This is a genomic window from Microvirga sp. Mcv34 (assembly GCF_024519725.1).
In the GTDB taxonomy this organism is placed as follows: domain Bacteria; phylum Pseudomonadota; class Alphaproteobacteria; order Rhizobiales; family Beijerinckiaceae; genus Microvirga.
Genome location: NZ_JALJRK010000048.1, coordinates 21,476 through 40,517, shown reverse-complemented (window position 1 = coordinate 40,517; position 19,042 = coordinate 21,476). Strand labels below are relative to the sequence as shown.

Here is a 19,042-nt window from a genome sequence, read left to right as displayed (position 1 = left end):
GTAATCCCGGGCGCAGCCTTGGCCTTGGAGCGCCACCCGGATCTCCGTTTCCTGATGTTCGGCAATGAAACGATTGTTGCGCCCCTCCTGAACGCCCATCCCAAGCTGAAGGAAGCCACGGAGCTTCGCCATACCGATATCGCCATCGCCATGGACGAGAAGCCCAGCCAGGCCATTCGGATGGGGCGGGGCAAATCTTCCATGTGGAGGGCCGTCCAGGCCGTCCGGGACGGAGAGGCGGATGCGGCTGTGTCGGCAGGCAATACCGGCGCCCTGATGGCGACGGCCAAGGTCTGCCTCAAGACCATGGCCCATATCGAACGCCCGGCCATCGCCTGCATGTGGCCCACTATGCGGGGCGAGAGCATCGTGCTCGATGTCGGTGCGACGATTGGGGCCGATGCGGGGCACCTTGTGGATATGGCGATCATGGGCGCCGCCATGGCGCGCATCGTGTTCGATCTGGATCGCCCGACCGTCGGCCTGCTCAATGTCGGCACGGAAGAGATCAAGGGTATCGAGGCCGTCAAGGAAGCGAGCCGGATCCTGAGGGAAGCGAACCTCCCGCACCTCGATTATCGCGGCTTCGTCGAAGGGGACGATCTCGGGAAGGGTACCGTCGATGTGGTCGTGACTGAAGGTTTCACGGGTAATATCGCCCTGAAGACCGCCGAGGGAACGGCCAAGCAGATCGCCCAGTACCTTCGCTCGGCCATGAGTCGCACCCTGATGGCGAAAATCGGCTATCTGTTTGCGAAACAGGCCTTTAACGCTCTGCGTGACAAGATGGACCCCCGCAAGGTCAATGGCGGCGTCTTCCTGGGACTTGAAGGAGTCGTCGTCAAAAGCCACGGCGGAACGGATGATCTTGGCTTCGCCAGCGCCATCGACGTCGCCTACGACATGGCGCATTTTGAATTGATGAACACAATCCGGAGCATGCTCGATCATGACCCGGTGGGCCAATCGGCCTGAGGAAGGCGCATCTTGAAACGCATTCGTTCCGTCGTACGCGGCGTCGGCTCGTACCTGCCGAGACGCAAGCTGACAAACCAGGACCTCGAGAAGCTGGTGGACACCTCGCACGACTGGATCGTGCAGCGGACCGGTATTGAGGAGCGCCATATCGCTGAAGAAGACGAGACCACATCCGTCCTCGGAATCAAGGCAGCGCAAGCCGCCCTGGCGGATGCAGGTCTCCACGCCGACGATATCGACCTGGTCATCTGCGCCACTTCGACGCCGGACTACACCTTCCCCTCGACGGCCACGATGATCCAGACCGGCATCGGCATGACGCACGGGGCAGCCTTCGATCTCCAGGCCGTCTGCACCGGATTCGTCTATGCGGTGGCGACGGCAGACAAGTTCCTGCAGTCCGGTTCGCACAAACGCGCCCTGGTTGTCGGCGCCGAGACCTTCTCCCGTATTCTCGACTGGAACGACCGGACGACCTGCGTGCTGTTCGGGGACGGCGCCGGGGCTATCGTGCTCGAGGCCCAGGAGGGGGAAGGCACGTCTTCCGACCGGGGCGTCCTGACCTCGCATCTGCGGTCCGACGGTCGCTACCGGGACAAGCTCTATGTCGATGGCGGTCCAGGCTCGACGAAGACGACGGGCGTTCTGAAGATGGAGGGCCGCGAGGTCTTCAAGTTCGCCGTCGGCATGGTGGCGGATGTCGTCCAGGATGCATTCAAGGCGACCGGCACGAGCGCCGAGGAGCTGAAGTGGTTCGTGCCGCATCAGGCCAACAAGCGCATCATCACGGCGAGTGCCGACAAGCTGGGCATCGCACCGGAGAAGGTCGTCATCACCGTCAACAAACACGGCAACACGTCGGCGGCGTCGATTCCCCTCGCGTTGGATACCGCCCGAAAGGACGGGCGGATCAAGGACGGGGATCTCGTGATGATCGAGGCGATCGGCGGCGGCTTCACCTGGGGCAGCGCGCTGATCCGCTGGTAGTCCGCCGGTAGAAGGTATCGACTCTGGTGGTATCCGGTCTATCGACCTTGGCGGTTGACCATAGGGAGCCATCTGCATAGCGTCGTCCAGGACGACAAGACCAACGAACTCATTCGCGCTGGGGAGCTCAATGGCTGGCAAGACGATAACGAGAGCGGATCTGAGTGAGGCCGTCTACCAGAAGGTGGGGCTCTCGCGGACCGAATCGGCTGAACTGGTGGAGCGGGTCTTGGCCGAGATCTGCGACAGCCTGGCCGCCGGTGAGACCGTCAAGCTGTCGTCCTTCGGCTCCTTCATCGTGCGCAGCAAGGGAGAGCGGGTCGGCCGTAATCCCAAGACGGGCGTCGAGGTTCCGATCGATCCCCGCCGTGTCATGGTTTTCAAGCCTTCGAACGTCCTGAAGGCGCACATCAACGGCGAGACCTTCGAAGGCGAGGATTGATCCGGCGATGGCGAGTGGCGTCATGGACAAGAGCCCCGACGCATTCCGCACGATCAGCGAGGTCGCCGAAGACCTCGATGTGCCCCAGCACGTGCTGCGCTTCTGGGAAACCCGCTTCAGCCATATCAAGCCCCTGAAGCGCGGCGGCGGACGGCGATATTACCGCCCGGACGATATCGACCTTCTCAAGGGGATCCGTCACTTCCTCTACGGCGAAGGTTATACGATCAAGGGTGTGCAGCGAATCCTGAAGGAGGAGGGGGTTCGCTTCGTCCAGGCGATCGGACGCGGCGAGCAGAGCGTTGCCTCGATTCCCCAAGGATCCGGCCAGGAATCCGCAGAGGACCTGTCCCCGGCGAATGGAACCCAGCCCTATGAGGACGAGGATTCGGATCGCCTGCCTCTACGGCAGGGGCTGTCCTCGGAGGCTCTGCGTGAGCTCAAGGTTGCCCTTGAGGAGCTCTACGAATGCGACCGGGTGCTGTCGTCCCTGAAGGGGACGGGCGAGGCCTCGGCGGGCGAGTGAGCGGCGCCTAAGCGTCGGAGGAATTCCCTTCGGTGCGGGCTTTCCGGAACGATCGCATTCAGCGCTTGACAGGGGGCGGGGCCACCCTTAAACCGCACCCACACCGCTTCGGCGGTCCAATGCGCGGGCGTAGCTCAGTCGGTTAGAGTGCCGGCCTGTCACGCCGGAGGTCGCGGGTTCGAGCCCCGTCGCCCGCGCCACTTTCCCTCCCCAAAATCAGGTTTGATAGGGCTTCGGATGAAACGTCCCGGAGCCGCTCGCCTGCCGGCCAGGGTTTCTCCTCTGAAGCATGGTTTTTGGCAAAAAGCCGCATTCTGCTCGTGGTCTGGAGCAATTGGCGTAGCTGGGCGTTAATGCCCGAGGGGAGGTGTGAGGCCGTTGCCGATGTTGATGTCTAGGTTGTTTACGAGTTTCTCCAACTGGGTGGCTCAGGTGGCGGGGCGGCCCATCACCTTCGGGATCAGCCTCCTTATCATCCTGTTCTGGGCTCTCAGCGGTCCCCTGTTCGGGTTCTCGGATACCTGGCAGCTCGTGGTGAACACCGGGACGACGATTGTCACCTTCCTGATGGTGTTCCTGATCCAGAACACCCAGAACCGCGACGGCGCCGCCATCCAGGCCAAGCTCGACGAGCTGATCCGGGCCAGCGCGGCCCAGAACGTGTTCATCGGTATCGAACACCTGACCCAGGAAGAGCTCGACGAGATTCGGGCCAAGTGCGAGGCCAAGGCCAAGGCGGAGGCCGCCGCAGGGCAGGCCGAGGCCGCCGCCAACCGAAAAGCAGCGAAAGCGGCGGAAAAGGCCACCTCCTAATTTGGAATGGTTCTTTTTGCGGCAGTGCAAACACTTGTCACGGAAGGGGAACTCGGTTAAGCCTCCCGCGCAATCAACGTGTTGCCGCAGGGGGCTTTCGTCGGGCCCGTCTGGGGCTTAAATGCGTTCCAGGTTGCCGGTCCTAGGCCGTGCTCCGTACCTTCTAGGTGTCGTATGACGAATCTCCTCGCCGACTACCTGCCTCTCGTAATCTTTATCGGCGTATCGCTCCTGATCGGTGTGGCGCTGCTCGTGGCTCCTTTCATCGTTGCCTATAGCCGCCCCGATACCGAGAAGCTGTCCGCTTACGAGTGCGGTTTCAATGCCTTCGACGATGCCCGCATGAAGTTCGACGTGCGGTTCTACCTCGTCGCCATCCTTTTCATTATCTTCGACCTCGAAGTGGCATTCCTGTTCCCCTGGGCCATCACGTTCGGGAACCTGGGCTGGTTCGGCTTCATCTCCATGATGATGTTCCTCGGTGTCCTGACGGTCGGATTCATTTACGAGTGGAAGAAGGGGGCCCTTGAATGGGATTGATCTCCGAGAACCAGTCGACCCTGGTCGCTCCCGCGCCGCGGGGTATCATCGACCCCAACACCGGCAAGCCGGCCGGATCGACGGACCCTTATTTCGTCTCGATCAACGAGGAGTTGTCCGACAAGGGCTTCCTCGTGACCTCGACCGAGGACCTTATCACCTGGGCGCGCACCGGCTCGCTCATGTGGATGACCTTCGGCCTGGCGTGCTGCGCCGTCGAGATGATGCAGATGTCCATGCCGCGCTACGACGTTGAGCGGTTCGGCTTCGCGCCGCGTGCCTCGCCGCGCCAGTCCGACGTGATGATCGTCGCCGGCACGCTCACCAACAAGATGGCCCCCGCGCTCCGCAAGGTCTATGACCAGATGCCGGAGCCGCGCTACGTCATCTCCATGGGCTCCTGCGCCAATGGCGGCGGTTATTATCACTATTCCTATTCCGTGGTTCGTGGCTGCGACCGGATCGTTCCGGTTGATATCTACGTGCCGGGCTGCCCGCCGACGGCCGAGGCGCTCCTGTATGGGGTGCTGCTTCTGCAGAAGAAGATCCGCCGGACCGGCACCATCGAGCGCTGAGCAAAGGTCGTCGCATGAGTGCTGATCTCCAAGCCCTGAGCGATCACATCGCCTCGTCCCTCGGCGAAGCGATCGAGAGCCGGGCTATCGCCTTCGACGAGCTGACGATCGTCGCCCGCCGTGAAGACCTGGTCCGGGTGGCGACGTTCCTGCGGGACGACCCGCAGTGCCGGTTCGTCTGCTTCATCGATATCTGCGGCGCCGATTACCCGGCCCGCGACAAGCGCTTCGACGTGGTCTATCACTTCCTCGCGCCGCACCATAATCGGCGCATCCGCCTGAAGGTCGAGACGGACGAGGTGACCCCGGTTCCCTCGCTTGTCGGCCTTTGGCCCGCGGCGAACTGGTTCGAGCGCGAGGCTTACGACCTCTATGGGATCTTGTTCTCCGGTCATCCGGACCTGCGCCGGATCCTGACGGACTACGGGTTTGAGGGGCATCCGCTCCGAAAGGACTTCCCGCTTACTGGCTATGTCGAGGTCCGTTACGACGACGGACAGGGTCGCGTGGTCTACGAGCCGGTGAAGCTCAACCAGGAATTCCGCAACTTCGATTTCCTCTCGCCCTGGGAAGGCACCGACTACGTGCTGCCCGGCGATGAGAAGGCCAAGGCATAAGGAGCGGAGAGGCGACCCATGGGCGAGCATAATATCCGCAACTTCACCATCAACTTCGGTCCGCAGCATCCGGCCGCGCACGGCGTGCTGCGCCTCGTGCTGGAGCTGGACGGCGAGGTGGTCGAGCGTGTCGATCCGCATATCGGCCTGCTGCACCGCGGCACCGAGAAGCTGATCGAGTACAAGACATACGTTCAGGCGAATCCCTATTTCGACCGGCTCGACTATGTCGCGCCGATGAACCAGGAGCATGCCTTCTGCCTGGCGACCGAGAAGCTGCTGGGCATCGAGGTGCCCCGGCGCGCTCAGCTCATCCGCGTCCTGTTCTCGGAAATCGGCCGTCTTCTCTCCCACCTCCTCAACGTGACCACGCAGGCCATGGACGTCGGCGCGCTCACGCCGCCCCTCTGGGGTTTCGAGGAGCGCGAGAAGCTCATGATTTTCTACGAGAGGATCTCCGGCTCGCGGATGCATGCCAATTACTTCCGCCCCGGCGGAGTGAACATGGACATCCAGCCGGAGCTGATCGACGACATCGAGGCGTTCTGCAATCCGTTCCTGCAGGTGCTCGATGACCTCGACACCCTCGTCATCGGAAACCGGATCTTCAAGCAGCGTAACGTCGACATCGGCGTTCTCACGCTGGACGACTGCTTCCGCTGGGGCTTCTCCGGCCCGATCGTTCGCAGCTGCGGCGTCGCCTGGGACCTGCGCAAGTCGCAGCCCTACGAGTGCTACGAGGAGATGGAATTCGACATCCCCGTGGGCTTGAACGGCGACAATTACGACCGTCAGGTCATCCGCATGGAGGAGATGCGCCAGTCCGTCCGGATCATGCGCCAGTGCCTCACCAAGCTGCGGGCGCCGGACGGGCAGGGGCCGGTGGCGACGCTCGACGGCAAGGTCGCTCCGCCGTCACGCAAGGACATGAAGCGCTCCATGGAAGCGCTGATCCATCACTTCAAGCTGTATACGGAAGGCTTCCACGTCCCGGCGGGCGAGGTCTATGCCCCCGTGGAAGCTCCGAAGGGTGAGTTCGGCGTCTATCTCGTGTCTGACGGCACCAACAAGCCGTACCGCTGCAAGATCCGCCCGCCGGGCTTTGCTCATCTTCAGGGCATGGATTTCATGTGCCGCGGCCACATGCTGGCTGACGTCGCAGGCATCCTGGGCTCCATCGACATCGTGTTCGGCGAGGTCGACCGCTAACGAAAACCGCCCCGGTTCCGGGGCGGATATCCACGCTCTTTCAAGGCGTGCTGGACAATTTCAAGTCGCGATTGGCCGGGCTGATGCCCGGCCATGGCGATGAGGAGAAGAGTGTATGGCCGTTCGTAAGCTCGCGCCTGAAGACATGCAGCCCGAGAGCTTCGTTCTCTCCGCCGAGACCGAAGCTTTCGCGGACAAGGAAATCGCCAAGTATCCGCCCGGCCGGCAGGCTTCGGCCGTGATCGCCCTCCTGACCAAGGCGCAGGAGCAGGCGGGTGGCTGGCTGCCTCGCAAGGCCATCGAGGCCGTTGCGGCCCGGCTCGACATGCCGGTGATCCGCGTGATGGAGGTGGCGACCTTCTACACGATGTTCAACCTCGAGCCCGTCGGGAAGTACCTCATCCAGTTCTGCGGCACCACGCCCTGCGTTCTGCGCGGCGCGGGCGACATCCGGAAGGTGCTGGAGCGCCGCGTGGGCGACCAGAACCACGTGACGGCGGACGGGACCTTCTCCTGGCTCGAAGTCGAGTGCCTCGGCGCCTGCTCGAACGCCCCGATGGTGCAGATCAACGACGACTACTACGAGGACCTGACCACCGAGAACTTCGAGAAGCTCCTCGATGATCTCGCCGCCGGGCGTCCCGTGAAGGTCGGATCCCAGATCGGCCGCAACCGCTCCGAACCCTTCGAGGCCGTGAATACCCTCCAGGACCCGGCTCTCTACGACGGCTCCGTCGTCGGCGCCTGGCGCAAACGCTTCGAGGAGCAGGCGAGGGCCGCAGAAACCGGCGAGGCGGCTGCCGCGATGGCGAGCGTTCCGCAGGAAGCCAAGGCCGCGAAGCCGACGGCCGGACGGCCCATCGAGAGCGACGCCGCCAATACCCCGGCCAAGCGCGCCAAAGAGGGCGAGAAGCCGGTCAGCACGGCGGACCAGAAGGAAGCTGCGGATTCCTCCAAGGCCACCAAGGTCGAGCCCAAGGATGCCGGTGCCCAGCCAGCCCCTCAGAGCAGCAAGTCCTATGTGGCCTCGCCGAAGAAGGAAGGCGAAGCGGTGCCTGCGAGCCCGACGACGCCTTCCGCCGGCACGCCGCCTGCGAAAGCCGAGACCCGCCGGGACGGCAGCGAAAGCAAGCCGGGCGTGGTCGTCGACAAAGACAACAAGTCGTCCTGATGGAGTGATCGGGAATGCTTCAGGACAAAGATCGTATCTTCACCAATCTCTACGGCTTCCATTCGCCGGACCTCAAGGCTGCGCAGATGCGCGGCGCCTGGGACGGGACGAAGTTCCTGCTCGAGCAGGGCCGCGACTGGATCATCAACGAGATGAAGGCGTCCGGCCTGCGCGGCCGCGGCGGCGCCGGCTTCCCCACGGGCCTGAAATGGTCCTTCATGCCCAAGCAGTCGGACGGCCGTCCGCACTACCTGGTCGTGAATGCGGACGAGTCCGAGCCAGGCACCTGTAAGGACCGGGAGATCATGCGGAACGATCCGCATCTCCTCGTCGAGGGCTGCCTCATCGCGTCCTTCGCCATGGGGGCCCATGCGGCCTACATCTATATCCGCGGCGAGTACGTGGCCGAGCGCCACGCGCTTCAGCGGGCGGTGGACGAGGCCTATGCGGCGAAGCTCATCGGCAAGGACAACATCCACGGCTATCCCTTCGACCTCTACGTCCATCACGGCGCAGGCGCCTACATCTGCGGCGAGGAGACGGCTCTCATCGAGAGCATGGAAGGCAAGAAGGGCATGCCGCGCCTGAAGCCGCCGTTCCCGGCCAATATGGGCCTCTACGGCTGCCCGACGACCGTGAACAACGTCGAGTCGATCGCGGTCGCCGGCACGATCCTGCGTCGCGGCGCCGCCTGGTTCTCCGGCATCGGCCGGCCGAACAACGTGGGCACGAAGCTCTTCTGCGTCTCGGGCCACGTCAACAAGCCCTGCAACGTGGAAGAGGCCATGGGCCTCACCTTCCGCGAGTTGATCGACCGCCATTGCGGCGGCATCCGGGGCGGCTGGGACAACCTGCTCGGGGTGATCCCCGGCGGCTCGTCCGTGCCGATCGTTCCGGCCCACGAGATCGCCGACGCCTACATGGATTTCGACACGTTGCGGAACCTGAAGTCGGGTCTCGGCACCGCGGCCGTGATCGTCATGGACAAGTCCACCGACATCGTCCGGGCCATCGCCCGCATCTCGTACTTCTACAAGCACGAGAGCTGCGGCCAGTGCACCCCGTGCCGTGAGGGCACGGGCTGGATGTGGCGCGTGCTCACCCGCATGGCCGAAGGTCGCGCCCAGAAGCGCGAGATCGACATGCTTCTCGAAGTCTCGACCCAGATCGAAGGCCACACCATCTGCGCGCTCGGCGACGCGGCGGCTTGGCCGGTTCAGGGCCTGATCCGCCATTTCCGTCATGAGATCGAGAAGCGGATCGACGATTACGCGGCGAACCCGCATTCCGAATCCGTCCTGATCGCGGCGGAGTGAGATTGAAGATGGCGAAAATCATCGTTGATGGCGTCGAGGTCGACGTCCCCGCGGAATACACCCTGCTCCAGGCCGCCGAAGCGGCCGGGGCGGAAATTCCGCGCTTCTGCTACCACGAGCGGCTTTCGATCGCCGGCAATTGCCGCATGTGCCTCGTCGAGGTGAAAGGCGCCCCGAAGCCGGTGGCGTCCTGCGCATGGGGCGTGCGCGACTGCCGTCCCGGCCCGAACGGCGAGCCGCCGGAAATCTCCACCAAGTCGCCGACGGTGAAGAAGGCGCGGGAAGGGGTGATGGAGTTCCTCCTCATCAACCACCCGCTCGACTGCCCGATCTGCGACCAGGGCGGCCAGTGCGACCTGCAGGACCAGGCTATGGCCTACGGCGTCGACACCAGCCGCTATCACGAGAACAAGCGCGCGGTGACCGACAAGTATCTCGGCCCGTTGGTGCGCACCTCCATGAACCGGTGCATCCACTGCACCCGCTGCGTGCGCTTCTCGGCCGAAGTGGCGGGCGTGCCGGACCTCGGCGCCATCTGGCGCGGCGAGGACATGGAGATCACGAGCTATCTCGAGCGGGCCCTCGGCTCCGAGCTGCAGGCCAACGTGGCGGATCTCTGCCCGGTCGGCGCGCTTACCCATAAGCCGGAAGCCTTCCACTACCGTCCCTGGGAGCTCACCAAGACCGATTCCGTCGACGTGATGGATGCGGTTGGCTCCTCGATCCGCGTGGATTCCCGCGGCCGTGAGGTCATGCGCATCCTGCCGCGCGTGAACGAGGCGGTGAACGAGGAGTGGATCACGGATAAGACCCGCCAGATCGTGGACGGCCTGCGCCTGCAGCGTCTCGATCGTCCCTTCGTGCGCGAGAATGGCCGCCTTCGCCCCGCCAGCTGGCAGGAGGCCTTCGCGACCATCGCGGCCCGGGTGAAGGGCGCCGATCCGAAGCGCGTCGGCGCCATTGTGGGCGATCTCGCGGCCGTCGAGGAGATGTATGCCCTGAAGCTCCTCATGGAGAGCCTCGGCGTCACCAACATCGATGCCCGCCAGGATGGCACCGTGCTGACGCCGGTCTATGGGCGCGGCTCCTACCTCTTCAACACCACCATCGCGGGCATCGAGGATGCGGACGCGATCCTGATCGTCGGGGCGAACCCGCGCATCGAGGCTTCGCTCGTCAACGTGCGCATCCGCAAGCGCTGGCGTATGGCCCCCCCGCCGATCGCCCTGATCGGCGAGCATGCCGACCTGACCTATCCCTACGACTATCTCGGCGCCGGCCCTGAGACGCTGGCCGAACTGACTGGCGGCCGTCACAGCTTCATCGAGAAGCTGCGTGCCGCCGAGCGTCCGCTGATCATCGTGGGGCAGGGCGCCCTTTCGCGTCCGGACGGTCTGGCTGTTCTCTCGGCCGTGGCGCAGCTCGCTCGCGATGTGGGCGCCGTGAAGGATGGCTGGAACGGCTTCTCGGTCCTCCACACCGCCGCGTCCCGCGTCGGCGCCCTCGATCTCGGCCTCGTGCCGGGTGAGTGGGGCCTCGATGCCAGGACCATGGCGCAGGGCGAAGTGGACGTGCTGTTCAATCTCGGCGCCGACGAGATCGACATCGCGCCCGGCGCCTTCGTGATCTACCAGGGCACCCACGGCGACCGCGGCGCGCACCGCGCCGACGTGATCCTGCCGGGGGCGACATACACGGAGAAGTCCGGCACTTACGTGAACACGGAAGGCCGGGTTCAGCTCGCCAACCGGGCGGCCTTCGCCCCGGGCGAGGCCCGTGAGGACTGGGCCATCCTGCGGGCCCTGTCCGACGTGCTCGGCCACCGGCTGCCGTTCGACTCGCTCAATGCGCTCCGGGCAAAGCTCTATGCCCATTACCCGCACTTCGCCGCCATCGACACGGTCCAGCCGGCCGATGCTTTCGCGGCCGTGCAAGTGCTTGCCGGGATCGGCGGCACTCCGGGTCGCGAGGCATTCGCCAGCCCGGTGAAGGACTTCTATCTGACGAACCCGATTGCCCGCGCCTCCGGCGTCATGGCCGCGTGCTCCGCGCTCGCCCGTGAGCTGAAGCTCGAGGCGGCTGAGTAAGAGGAACGGAACATGGAATTTGGGGACATCCTCCTCGCAGTCGCGATCATGCTGGGCAAGAGCCTGCTCATGCTGGTGGCGCTTCTCATCTTCATCGCCTATGCGCTCTATGCCGACCGGAAGGTCTGGGCGGCCGTCCAGCTGCGTCGGCCCGAACGTGGTCGGACCCTGGGGCCTGCTTCAGTCCTTCGCCGACCTGCTGAAGTTCGTCCTGAAGGAGCCGGTCATCCCGGCCCCGGCCAACAAGGGCATGTTCCTTCTGGCACCCCTGGTGATGTGCACCCTGTCGCTCGCCGCCTGGGCTGTCATTCCGCTCAATGCGGGCTGGGCGATCGCCGACATCAACGTGGGCATTCTCTACATCTTCGCGATCTCGTCGCTCGGCGTCTACGGCGTCATCATGGGCGGCTGGGCGTCGAACTCGAAGTATCCTTTCCTCGGCGCGCTTCGCTCCGCGGCCCAGATGGTGTCCTACGAGGTCTCCATCGGCTTCGTCATCGTGACGGTGCTCATGTGCGCGGGAACGCTGAACCTTTCGGCCATCGTGGAATCGCAGAATACCCGCCTGGGCATCCTCGGCTGGTACTGGCTGCCGCTCTTCCCGATGTTCGTCGTGTTCTTCATCTCGGCCATGGCCGAGACGAACCGTCCGCCCTTCGACCTTCCGGAGGCCGAGTCCGAGCTCGTGGCCGGCTACATGGTGGAGTATTCCTCCACGCCGTACCTGCTCTTCATGCTCGGCGAGTACGTGGCCATCATGACCATGTGCGCCCTCGGCACGATCCTCTTCCTCGGCGGCTGGCTGTCGCCGATCCCCTTCGCGCCCTTCACCTGGGTGCCCGGCGTGATCTGGTTCGTGTTCAAGGCCAGCTTCCTCTTCATCCTCATCGCCATGGTGAAAGCCCTGGTGCCACGCTACCGCTACGACCAGCTCATGCGCCTCGGCTGGAAGGTCTTCCTTCCGCTTTCCCTGGCGATGGTGGTCATCGTGGCAGCTGTCCTGATGGCGACCGGCAATGCGCCGGGCGTCCGCTAAAGGAGTTCGGCCATGCAGCTCGACCGCATCGCCCAGTCCCTCCTGCTGAAGGAGTTCATCTCGGGCTTCGTCCTGACGGTGAAGTACTTCTTCAAGCCGAAGGCCACTCTCAACTACCCGTTCGAAATGGGCCATCGCGGACCTCGTTTCCGCGGCGAGCACGCCCTGCGGCGCTACCCCAACGGAGAAGAGCGCTGCATCGCCTGCAAGCTCTGCGAGGCGATCTGCCCGGCCCAGGCCATCACCATCGAAGCCGGCCCGCGACGCAACGACGGCACCCGCCGGACGACGCGCTACGACATCGACATGGTGAAGTGCATCTATTGCGGCATGTGCCAGGAGGCCTGCCCGGTGGACGCCATCGTGGAAGGCCCGAACTTCGAGTTTTCCGTGGAGACCCGCGAGGAGCTCTATTACGACAAGGCCAAGCTTCTCGAGAACGGGGAGCGCTGGGAGCGGGAAATCGCGCGCAACATCGCGAAGTCCGCACCCTACCGGTAAGCGAAGCATTTTTTGGTGAAGTGGACTCCGGTTCATCTCGGAAAATGCCGCTAAGGAATTGAAGCTGATCCTGCGAAGCAGGGCAGCTCCGGGCTTTCTACCCGACAAGGGCAGGGGGCAAGCAGGTCCGGCGGGTTGTGCCCGTCGGATTCGGATTTTATAGACAGGCCGCCGGATTCTCCGGTGCCACGTCGGAAGGGGCCGCCTCGGGCGGCTTAAGCTGAGCATGACGGTTACCGCCGCCTTCTTCTATCTGTTCGCGACGATCACGATCGCCTCCGGCTTCATGGTGATTGCCTCCCGCAATCCCGTTCAGTCGGTGCTGTTTCTCATTCTGGCCTTCGTCAATGCGGCGGGCCTGTTCCTGATGATGGGAGCCGAGTTCCTGGCGATGATCCTGGTCATCGTCTATGTGGGCGCGGTCGCGGTGCTGTTCCTCTTCGTCGTGATGATGCTCGACGTGGACTTCGCGGCGCTCCGCCAGGGCTTCCTGCAGTACCTGCCCATCGGCGGGGTGATCGGGGTGATCTTCCTGCTCGAGCTGATCCTGGTCGTCGGCGCCTATTCGATCGATCCGGGCCTCGTCCGCTCGCCGGCCGTTCCGATCCCTTCACCCGCGGTCATGACGAACACCGAGGCCCTCGGCCAGGTGCTCTACACCCGGTACTTCTATTTCTTCCAGGCCGCCGGCCTGATCCTGCTGGTCGCCATGATCGGCGCCATCGTGCTGACCCTGCGCGAGCGTGTCGGCGTCCGGCGCCAGGATATTTCCAAGCAGAACGCCCGGACGCAGGAAACCGCCGTCGAAGTGCGGAAGGTTCCCTTCCGCCAGGGCATCTAAGGAGGCACGCATGGTTATCGGACTGGGTCATTATCTCACCGTCGCCGCCGTGCTCTTCACGCTCGGGGTCTTCGGCATCTTCATCAACCGGAAGAACGTGATCGTCATCCTGATGTCCATCGAGCTGATCCTGCTCGCCGTGAACATCAACATGGTCGCATTCTCGACCCACCTGAACGACATCGTCGGCCAGATCTTTGCCATGCTGATCCTCACGGTCGCGGCGGCGGAGGCGGCCATCGGCCTTGCCATTCTGGTGGTCTTCTTCCGCAACCGCGGCTCCATCGCGGTCGAGGACGTCAACAGGTTGAGGGGCTAGGCATGAGTCAGAAAAGTGGGAACCGGTTTTCTGAACGAAATCAGGCCTCGGCCGTGAGCCCGAGCGGACTGGCGAAGTAATCGAACATGTATCACGCAATCGTCTTCCTGCCGCTCGTCGGCTTCCTCATCGCAGGCATCTTCGGGCGCGTCCTCGGTGCCCGTCCCAGCGAGATCATCACCACGGCACTTCTTTTCGTGTCGGCGGTTCTCTCCTGGGTGTCCTTCATCCATGTGGGCTTCGGCGAAGAGCCGTTGATCCGCGTGCAGATCGCCCAGTGGATGTCCGTGGGCGACCTTCAGGTCGATTGGGCGTTCCGCATCGATACGCTGACGGCCATGATGCTGGTGGTGGTCAACACGGTCTCTGCCCTCGTGCACCTGTATTCCATCGGCTACATGCACGAAGATCCGCACCGTCCGCGCTTCTTCGCCTACCTGTCGCTCTTCACCTTCGCCATGCTCATGCTGGTGACGGCCGACAACCTCGTCCAGATGTTCTTCGGCTGGGAAGGCGTGGGCCTCGCGAGCTACCTCCTGATCGGCTTCTGGTACCAAAAGGATTCGGCGAACGCGGCGGCCATGAAGGCCTTCATCGTCAACCGCGTCGGCGATTTCGGCTTCCTTCTCGGCATCTTCACGATCTTCGTGCTGTTCAACGGCGTCACCTTCGACCAGATCTTCCCGCGCGTCGCCGAGTTCGCCGATGCGAAGTTCCACTTCCTCGGGATCGAGTGGCACGCCCTGACCATCGCCTGCCTGCTGCTGTTCATGGGCGCGATGGGCAAGTCAGCGCAGTTCCTGCTGCACACCTGGCTGCCCGACGCGATGGAAGGTCCCACCCCGGTCTCCGCGCTCATCCACGCCGCCACCATGGTGACCGCCGGCGTGTTCATGGTCGCTCGCCTGTCGCCGGTCTTCGAATACGCGCCGGCTGCTCTCACGGTCGTCACCGTCATCGGCGGCATCACGGCCTTCTTCGCCGCGACGGTCGGTCTCGTTCAGAACGATATCAAGCGCGTCATCGCCTATTCGACCTGCTCGCAGCTCGGCTACATGTTCGTGGCCCTCGGCGTCGGGGCGTATGGGGCCGGCGTGTTCCACCTGTTCACGCACGCCTTCTTCAAGGCCCTGCTGTTCCTCGGCGCCGGCTCGGTCATCCACGCGATGCACCATGAGCAGGACATCCGCCACATGGGAGCGCTCCGCCGCTACATCCCGTTCACCACGGCGATGATGGCAGTCGGAACCCTGGCGCTCACCGGCTTCCCGTTCACGGCAGGCTACTACTCGAAGGACGCGATCATCGAGGCGGCCTATGCGGCCCATTCGTCGGCCGGATCCTTCGCCTTCCTGGCGACGGTCGTGGCGGCCTTCATGACCTCCTTCTACTCCTGGCGTCTGTTCTTCCTGACCTTCGAGGGCAGCGCCCGCTGGGGGCATCACGACCATCATGCCCATGCGCCGCATGATCATGAGGGCGTGGAGCATGACGATCACAACCGGGATGTGGAGCCTGCGACCCATGCCCAGCACGAGCACGGCCACCACGGCTCGCATATGCCGCACGAGAGCCCGCTCGTGATGCTGGTGCCGCTCCTCGTGCTCGCCATCGGGGCGGTCATCGCCGGCTTCGTGTTCCACGGCGCCTTCATCGGCGAGGGCTACCAGGAATTCTGGAAGGGGGCCCTGTTCACCCGTCCCGAGAACCAGATCCTGGAAACGATGCACCATCTGCCGGGATGGGTGCCGCTGCTGCCCACGATCATGATGATCCTCGGCTTCCTGGTCGCCGTGTACATGTACATCATCGACAACAAGCAGCCGGCGAAGCTCGCGGCCGATCACCCGATCCTGTACCGTTTCCTCTTGAACAAGTGGTACTTCGACGAGCTGTACGACGCGATCTTCGTGCGGCCCGCCATGGCCATCGGGCGCTTCTTCTGGCGCACGGGCGACCAGCGCATCATCGACGGGCTCGGGCCTGACGGCATCTCCGCCCGCGTGCTCGACGTGACGCGCGGCGTGGTGCGGGTCCAGACCGGCTACGTCTACCACTATGCCTTCGCGATGCTGATCGGCGTTGCCGCTCTCGTGACCTTCTATCTCTTCAGGGGAGCCCACTAATGCTCGGCTTCGGCATCCTCTCCGGCCTTCTGATCCTTCCTCTCGTCGGAGCGGCCTTCATCCTCTCCCTGCGCGGCGACAGCGAGGCTGCTCGCTCGAACGCCCGCTGGGCCGCTCTCGCCACGACGATCGCGACCTTCCTCCTGTCGCTCGTAGCCTGGGCACGTTTCGACATCGCCTCGGCGTCGTTCCAACTGGTGGAAAGCCATGCCTGGCTGGCCGAGTCGATCCGCTTCAAGCTCGGCGTCGACGGCTTCTCCATGCCGCTCGTCCTGCTCACCACGTTCCTGATGCCGTTCTGCATCCTGGCCTCGTGGGAATCGATTGGCACCCGGGTGAAGGAGTACTTCGTCGCCTTCCTGGTACTCGAAACCACGATGATCGGCGTGTTCTGCGCCCTCGACCTCGTGCTGTTCTACCTGTTCTTCGAGGCGGGCCTCATTCCGATGTTCCTCATCATCGGCATCTGGGGCGGCAAGCGGCGCATCTATGCGAGCTTCAAGTTCTTCCTCTACACGCTGCTCGGCTCCGTCCTGATGCTCCTGGCCATCATGGCCATGTACTGGACCGCCGGCACCACCGATATCCCGACGCTGCTCGCCTACAAGTTCGCTTCGAACCTGCAGATCTGGCTCTGGCTGGCGTTCTTCGCCTCCTTCGCGGTGAAGATGCCCATGTGGCCGGTCCATACCTGGCTGCCCGACGCGCACGTGGAAGCGCCGACGGCCGGTTCGGTGATCCTGGCGGGCGTTCTCCTGAAGATGGGCGGTTACGGATTCATCCGAGTGTCGCTTCCCATGTTCCCGGATGCGTCGCTCTATTTCGCCCCACTGGTCTATGCCCTGTCCGTCATCGCGATCATCTACACGTCGCTGGTCGCCCTGATGCAAGAGGACATCAAGAAGCTCATCGCCTATTCCTCGGTGGCGCATATGGGCTTCGTGACCATGGGGCTGTTCAGCATGAACGAGCAGGGCATCCAGGGCGCCATGTTCACCATGATCTCCCACGGTCTCGTGTCGGGCGCGCTCTTCCTCTGCGTCGGCGTGATCTACGACCGGATGCACACCCGCGAGATCAAGGCGTATGGCGGTCTGGTGAACCGGATGCCCCTCTATGCGGTGGTCTTCCTCATCCTGACCATGGCCAACGTGGCGTTGCCCGGCACCTCCGGCTTCATCGGCGAGTTCCTGACCCTCATGGGGGCCTTCCGGTCCAACACCTGGGTCGCCTTCTTCGCCGCGAGCGGTGTGATCCTCTCGGCCGCCTATGCGCTCTGGCTGTACCGGCGCGTGGTCTACGGACCGCTCGACAAGCCGGCTCTCCAGGGCATCAAGGACCTGAACCGTCGCGAGATCATCACCTTCGCGCCGCTCATCCTGCTCATCATCTATTACGGCGTGCAGCCCGGCCCGATCCTCGATGCCTTCGCGGCTCCGACGGATGCGCTCATGACCAGCGTCCAGGCTGCGCTCGCCACCGTGAAAACGGCCGCTGTCGCCGCACACTGAGGTTCCGATGAATCCCGCCCTGACCATTCCAGCTTTCGGTCCGATGCTGCCAGAGATCCTCATGGCAGTCGGAGTCCTCGTCCTGGTCCTGTTCGGCGCCTTCCGCGGCGAGCGTCCCGGCTACGGCATGAGCATCATCGCGCTGGCGCTTCTCGCCGTCACTTTCGTGGCGGTGCTGATGCTGCCCGGCGAGCGGGTCGAAACCATGGCCGGCTCCTTCGTGATCGACGGCTTCGCCAAGTTCATGAAGGCGCTGACGCTCCTGGCTTCGGCCGGGGGCATCATCCTCTCCCTTGATTATATGCGCCGCGAGGGGATCTACCGCTTCGAATACCCGATCCTGATCATCCTCTCGACCATCGGCATGATGATGGTCATTTCGGCGAACGACCTGATCGCCCTCTATCTCGGCCTCGAGCTGCTCAGCCTCTCGTCCTACGTGATCGCGGCTTTCGACCGCGACAACGCGCGCTCGACGGAAGCTGGCCTGAAGTACTTCGTGCTGGGTGCGCTCTCCTCGGGCATGCTCCTCTACGGCGCCTCGCTCGTCTACGGCTTCGCCGGTAGCGTGTCCTTCCCGGTCATTGCCACCGTTCTGCAGGGCAATGTGGGCATCGGCGCCATCGTGGGCCTCGTGTTCGTGTCAGCCGGTATCGCCTTCAAGATCTCCGCCGTACCGTTCCACATGTGGACGCCGGACGTCTACGAAGGATCGCCGACGCCCGTGACGGCCTTCTTCGCCGCCGCGCCCAAGATGGCCGGTATGGCCATGGCCACCCGCGTCTTCATCGATTGCTTCCCGGGCATCCTGGTCCAGTGGCAACAGATCATCGTCTTCGTCTCGATCGCCTCGATGGCGCTCGGCTCCTTTGCTGCCATCGGCCAGCGCAACCTCAAGCGCCTGATGGCCTATTCCTCCATCGGCAATGTGGGTTACGCGCTGATCGGCCTCGCGGCCGGAACGCCCGAGGGCATCCAGGGCGTGGTCATCTACATGGCGATCTACCTCGCCATGACGCTCGGCACCTTCGCGGTCATTCTCGGCATGCGCCGCGGGAACGTGATGTTCGAGTCGATCGACGACCTTTCGGGGCTCGCTCGCACCCATCCGGCCCTGGCGTTCTGCCTGGCGATGATGATGTTCTCGCTGGCCGGCATTCCGCCCCTGGCGGGCTTCTTCGCCAAGTTCTACGTCTTCGCCGCCGCGATCCAGGCCAACCTGGTGACGCTCGCCGTGATCGGCGTCGTGACCAGCGTGATCGGCGCCTATTACTACCTGCGCATCGTGAAGGTCATGTACTTCGATGCGCCGGTCGAGCGGTTCGAGCCCATGTCTCCGGGTGTGAGCTTCGTGCTCGTGGTGTCGAGCGCCGTCGTGCTGCTGTTCTGGCTCGTGCCGGCTCCCATCGTCAACGCAGCTGGCGCCGCTGCGCGCTCCCTGTTCTGA

General features: G+C 63.9%; 18 protein-coding genes, 1 tRNA gene and 1 pseudogene. All 20 read left to right on the top strand.

Annotated elements, in window-relative coordinates; genetic code table 11:
- A partial coding sequence (plsX, locus tag OC446_RS21110; RefSeq protein ID WP_262030983.1) for a phosphate acyltransferase PlsX occupies positions 1–975 on the top strand: 975 nt, incomplete at its 5' end.
- A 12-nt stretch (positions 976–987) separates the two neighbouring features.
- On the top strand, positions 988–1,965 hold the full coding sequence (locus tag OC446_RS21105; RefSeq protein ID WP_262030982.1) for a beta-ketoacyl-ACP synthase III: 978 nt from the start codon (positions 988–990) through the stop codon (positions 1,963–1,965).
- A 130-nt stretch (positions 1,966–2,095) separates the two neighbouring features.
- Entirely contained in the window at positions 2,096–2,407 is a 312-nt protein-coding gene (locus tag OC446_RS21100; protein ID WP_009491113.1) for an integration host factor subunit alpha, read from the top strand.
- Positions 2,408–2,429: 22 nt separating this feature from the next.
- Positions 2,430–2,933 carry a MerR family transcriptional regulator gene (locus OC446_RS21095; protein ID WP_262030984.1) on the top strand — a complete coding sequence of 168 codons (504 nt, stop codon included), beginning with the start codon at positions 2,430–2,432 and terminating at the stop codon, positions 2,931–2,933.
- Positions 2,934–3,056: 123 nt separating this feature from the next.
- Positions 3,057–3,133: transfer RNA gene (locus OC446_RS21090), tRNA-Asp, on the top strand.
- Positions 3,134–3,317: 184 nt separating this feature from the next.
- Entirely contained in the window at positions 3,318–3,746 is a 429-nt protein-coding gene (locus tag OC446_RS21085; protein WP_262030981.1) for a low affinity iron permease family protein, read from the top strand.
- 174 nt (positions 3,747–3,920) lie between these two features.
- The gene (locus tag OC446_RS21080) at positions 3,921–4,286 is read left to right on the top strand and encodes an NADH-quinone oxidoreductase subunit A (RefSeq protein ID WP_009491116.1); all 366 of its coding nucleotides are present in this window, start codon (positions 3,921–3,923) and stop codon (positions 4,284–4,286) included.
- On the top strand, positions 4,277–4,861 hold the full coding sequence (locus OC446_RS21075) for a NuoB/complex I 20 kDa subunit family protein (RefSeq protein ID WP_262030980.1): 585 nt from the start codon (positions 4,277–4,279) through the stop codon (positions 4,859–4,861). Before OC446_RS21080 ends, OC446_RS21075 begins: the two co-directional genes overlap by 10 nt.
- Positions 4,862–4,875: 14 nt before the next feature.
- The gene (locus OC446_RS21070) at positions 4,876–5,478 is read left to right on the top strand and encodes an NADH-quinone oxidoreductase subunit C (RefSeq protein WP_262030979.1); all 603 of its coding nucleotides are present in this window, start codon (positions 4,876–4,878) and stop codon (positions 5,476–5,478) included.
- An 18-nt stretch (positions 5,479–5,496) separates the two neighbouring features.
- Positions 5,497–6,687, top strand: a complete 1,191-nt coding sequence (locus OC446_RS21065; RefSeq protein WP_262030978.1) for an NADH-quinone oxidoreductase subunit D — start codon at positions 5,497–5,499, stop codon at positions 6,685–6,687.
- Between the two features lie 115 nt (positions 6,688–6,802).
- Positions 6,803–7,858, top strand: coding sequence for an NADH-quinone oxidoreductase subunit NuoE (gene nuoE, locus OC446_RS21060; RefSeq protein ID WP_262030977.1), 1,056 nt, complete (start codon positions 6,803–6,805; stop codon positions 7,856–7,858).
- Between the two features lie 14 nt (positions 7,859–7,872).
- Positions 7,873–9,174, top strand: coding sequence for an NADH-quinone oxidoreductase subunit NuoF (nuoF, locus tag OC446_RS21055; RefSeq protein WP_262030976.1), 1,302 nt, complete (start codon positions 7,873–7,875; stop codon positions 9,172–9,174).
- A gap of 8 nt (positions 9,175–9,182) precedes the next feature.
- Entirely contained in the window at positions 9,183–11,261 is a 2,079-nt protein-coding gene (nuoG, locus tag OC446_RS21050) for an NADH-quinone oxidoreductase subunit NuoG (protein ID WP_262030975.1), read from the top strand.
- Positions 11,262–11,273: 12 nt separating this feature from the next.
- A pseudogene (nuoH, locus tag OC446_RS21045) lies at positions 11,274–12,297 on the top strand (NADH-quinone oxidoreductase subunit NuoH).
- A 12-nt stretch (positions 12,298–12,309) separates the two neighbouring features.
- Positions 12,310–12,798, top strand: a complete 489-nt coding sequence (gene nuoI, locus OC446_RS21040) for an NADH-quinone oxidoreductase subunit NuoI (RefSeq protein ID WP_262030974.1) — start codon at positions 12,310–12,312, stop codon at positions 12,796–12,798.
- Positions 12,799–13,024: 226 nt separating this feature from the next.
- Positions 13,025–13,639: an NADH-quinone oxidoreductase subunit J gene (locus tag OC446_RS21035; protein WP_262030973.1), complete on the top strand. Its 615-nt coding sequence runs from the start codon at positions 13,025–13,027 to the stop codon at positions 13,637–13,639.
- A 10-nt stretch (positions 13,640–13,649) separates the two neighbouring features.
- Positions 13,650–13,958 carry an NADH-quinone oxidoreductase subunit NuoK gene (gene nuoK / locus OC446_RS21030; RefSeq protein WP_114943804.1) on the top strand — a complete coding sequence of 103 codons (309 nt, stop codon included), beginning with the start codon at positions 13,650–13,652 and terminating at the stop codon, positions 13,956–13,958.
- A gap of 86 nt (positions 13,959–14,044) precedes the next feature.
- Positions 14,045–16,084, top strand: a complete 2,040-nt coding sequence (gene nuoL / locus OC446_RS21025; protein WP_262030972.1) for an NADH-quinone oxidoreductase subunit L — start codon at positions 14,045–14,047, stop codon at positions 16,082–16,084.
- Positions 16,084–17,595 carry an NADH-quinone oxidoreductase subunit M gene (locus tag OC446_RS21020; protein ID WP_262030971.1) on the top strand — a complete coding sequence of 504 codons (1,512 nt, stop codon included), beginning with the start codon at positions 16,084–16,086 and terminating at the stop codon, positions 17,593–17,595. The genes nuoL and OC446_RS21020 overlap by 1 nt, the downstream gene beginning before the upstream one ends.
- Positions 17,596–17,602: 7 nt before the next feature.
- Positions 17,603–19,042, top strand: a complete 1,440-nt coding sequence (nuoN, locus tag OC446_RS21015) for an NADH-quinone oxidoreductase subunit NuoN (protein WP_262030970.1) — start codon at positions 17,603–17,605, stop codon at positions 19,040–19,042.